Origin of the sequence: Psychrobacter vallis (assembly GCF_904846715.1) — a bacterium.
GTDB lineage: Bacteria > Pseudomonadota > Gammaproteobacteria > Pseudomonadales > Moraxellaceae > Psychrobacter > Psychrobacter vallis.
The window spans coordinates 1-2,372 of record NZ_CAJHBU010000042.1; the positions used below are offsets into that span (position 1 = coordinate 1).

At 45.5% G+C, this 2,372-nt stretch carries 1 protein-coding gene; it reads left to right on the plus strand.

Annotated elements, in window-relative coordinates:
* Positions 1 to 2,372 (plus strand): transglutaminase-like domain-containing protein (locus JMY02_RS13475; protein ID WP_201599168.1); only part of this gene is annotated, 2,372 nt, incomplete at both ends.

Here is a 2,372-nt window from a genome sequence, read left to right on the forward strand (position 1 = left end):
TGTACCGCAGGGATGCTCAATGTCATCACCTTACCAGCACAAGCTGCGGCTGCTAACGACAAAATAAAAGCTGAGCTTGCCGCCAAGCAAAGTTTAGTTGGTAATGATGCTTATGACAAATTGGTCAACCTAACTGCTAAGTATCAACTGGAACAAGCAAGCTATCAAGAGCAACGCCAAAAAACGCTTGCAGGTAGAAGCATCTACCAAAAGACCATTGATGGCATTACTAGCCTTTTTACTGATGATAGCGAAGTCATTGAAGCCGTTGATCCTGAAATACTACAGAACACAAAATCACAACTGCTTGAGTTACAAGCACGCATGAATGATGAGCAAAAGAACCTCATTGCTCAATTGTCGGCTCAAACCAAAAATATGCAGCAAGGTGTCTTTGATAAACAAGACTTTATCGATCAGCGCGATCTTATTAATGAAGTCAATGCGCGCCACCAAACCTTGAATGGCTTATTTAAGCAGTTGAGTGCTAGTACAACGGAAAATCAAAGTTTGGATGCCATATCAGCTATCAACACACAAATACAAGAATGGCAACCCAAACAGCAGCAAACCGATGTAGAAAACCTACCGTGGGGCATGCCTGATAGTGAAGTGCGTAAGCCTATTGTTAGCGAAGCGGACAGCGCGGTACTGCGCAAAGCAAATTATAATGCTGAGCTACAGCCTTATTCAGCGGTGCATCAATGGCGAGATACTGAATATCGTTTTGGTCAAATGCTACTGAATCAAACGAATATCAATACCGACTTCAATAAAGTCGCGGGGCTTGCTGGTCAAACCGATGCTGGTAATTGGACGGTATTAAATGCTTTACCTGCTCAAGTACAGCCTGCTGATCTAAACGAAACGCCCGATATTCAAATCACGCAAGCTATCATAGACAAAGCAGCCGAGCTAAATAACAATCCTGCTGAAATCTATAAATGGGTACATGACAATATTCAGTATTTGCCCACTTATGGCAGTATCCAAGGCAGTGACTATACCATGCAGACCAAGCGTGGTAATGCTTTTGATACTGCAAGTTTACTTATTGCACTCCTTCGCGCCTCAGACATTCCGGCACGTTACGTCTACGGTACGGTTGATATTCCAGCCAAGCAAGCGATGGACTGGGTGGGCGGCGTCAATAACATCAGCGCGGCTCAGAACCTGCTCGGTCAAGGCGGTGTGCCCAATGTGGCCATGACTAATGGCAGTGTCGCTACTCATCTACGTATGGAACATGTCTGGGTCGAAGCCAATATTAACGCCATCAGTGGCGGCGCTGCCAATAATGATACTCAGACCCAGTGGATACCGTTGGATGCCAGTTATAAGTCCTATACGCGTACAGAAGGCATTGATCTTGCCAAAGCTGTACCCTTCAATGCTGAAGCCTTGATTGCACAAGCCAAAGATGGTGCGGTCATTGATGAGGCGGCTGGTAGCGTACAAAACCTGAATCAAGGCGCGGTCAACCAAGCCATTGAAGACTATCAAGCGCAAGTCCAAAACTATATCGAACAAAACCATAGTGACGCGACGGTAGGCGATATACTGGGTACGAGCACGATCAAGCCTTACAATAGCTCAATGCTCAGTCCTGTACTGCCGTATCAAGTCAGAACGGTGATATCTGATTATCAAGAGCTGCCCGACAGTATGCGTCATTATTTCACTATGGTGCTGTATGAAAACGTTGGTCGTTATGGTGGCTACGCAGGTTTAAGCTCACCTGCTTTAGACTTTAAAATCGCCACCGTTCAGCTACAAGGCAAGCCCTTAGCGCTGTCCTTTAAGCCTGCAAGCCAAGCAGACGAAGACAAACTACTCAGCTATCTGCCAAAAGATGAGAATGGTACACTGCCTAGCAGACTACCAACCAGCATCACTATGACGCCTGAAATCACGCTAAATGGTGAAGTACTGGTCACAGGCAGCAATTATAAGCTTGGGGATAGCATCAGTGGCAAAATGAATATCACAAGCCCTGGTAAAAACGCCAATGGTGGTACTGATAAAGAGATCATTGCAGGTGAATACCATGCGATTGGTTATGACTTACAAGGCTTGAGTCAGCAGCAGCTAGAGAATACAAAAAGTACGTTAGAAGCTGCCAAAGAAAAGCTAGAACAGTTTGAACAAACTGAAAATCAAGCAGCCCTCGACGGACTTACCAAGCACGATCTAACTGGTGCTGTCTTACAAGCAGGTGTTCAAAGCTACTACGCCGTCAATGACACCCAAGACATCATCGCTCAAAAACAAGCAGGCATCGTGCAGTATCCATTTTTAACCTATGGAACGTTTTCCACCAACCTAACCCCTGAGTATCGTTATGGTTTACCACTTGCGGTAAAAATGGGCGG